This is a genomic window from Burkholderia sp. AU45388, assembly GCF_030481585.1.
Classification (GTDB): Bacteria; Pseudomonadota; Gammaproteobacteria; order Burkholderiales; family Burkholderiaceae; genus Burkholderia; species Burkholderia sola.
The window spans coordinates 1-970 of the sequence record NZ_JAUJPV010000070.1; the positions used below are offsets into that span (position 1 = coordinate 1).

General features: G+C 56.9%; 1 protein-coding gene. It reads right to left on the reverse strand.

The window, feature by feature from the left end; translation table 11 throughout:
• Positions 1–81: 81 nt before the first annotated feature.
• Complete coding sequence (locus tag QZM72_RS35465) at positions 82–585, reverse strand: hypothetical protein (protein ID WP_301740438.1); 504 nt, start codon at positions 583–585, stop codon at positions 82–84.
• Positions 586–970: the final 385 nt, after the last annotated feature.

A 970-nucleotide genomic window follows, 5' to 3' on the forward strand; every position in this document is an offset into this window, starting at 1 on the left:
GCAGTTCAGGCAGCGGCCCGCGAGCCGCCGCCTGACGCGCTACAGTTTGCCGTTTCTTCTTCATTGGCATATCCATGACTTTTACACCTCATGATATGCCTCGCCCACGAAATCACGGATAGGTCCCACCCGAACACCGATATAGGGGGAACCAAGCTCGAATGATTCTGGCAATTCCATTGCGGAGAAGCGCCCAGACCTTCGCTGCCAATGTGCGGTTCGCACGACGTGCACCCGCGAACTCGCACACCGATAGCCGCAAATCCAACTCCATTGCCAATCGTCGGTCAGGGGCCTTGTAGAGGCCGCGTTTTGGCACTTTCGAGCTGCGACGGTACCGTCCACATTACCGAAAAATCCTGCCAGCACATCGCGGCGTTCGGCCGACCACGGCGGAAAGACAATATCCATCTTACCTACACCACCAAGAACAAAAAGTAGTACCAACCATTTCGGAGCAACGATACCGCCGTAGGTGCCGTCACGCTCTCTCCGACCGAATCCTCCCAAAGCTAACATTTGCCGGCATCTCCGCTCCAGCCACTGCACTGAAAGCGAGTATGCTCCGCCCAGGATCGAACGCACCTTATCGATCCTAGGCAAGCTTCCGACGCTAGCACCGTTTGCCGTGTGCATGCTCGCCTCCACTCATGGTCCGATGGTATGCCCCTCTGAAGACACGAACGCACCCTAGTCAGCGTTGAGGGCTCTTGGACGTCGGATGACACCTTCTTCGCGTTTCAACCCGATACAACAATCAAGGGGTTCGACTGGCTTATCGCGGCGCGCAGCGTTTGTTGCTATTGAGGATGCCGAGAATGGCCATCTACCGCAGTATCGCGCCGTGACCTGCCCCCGGTTTTAGTCCGAACTGCAGTTAGAGTCCGAGGTTAAAAACTGCTGCTTTGCATCGTGCGCCCGAGCGAACTGCACCGGCGTCAGATAGCCGAGTGAACTATGAGGCCGCTCG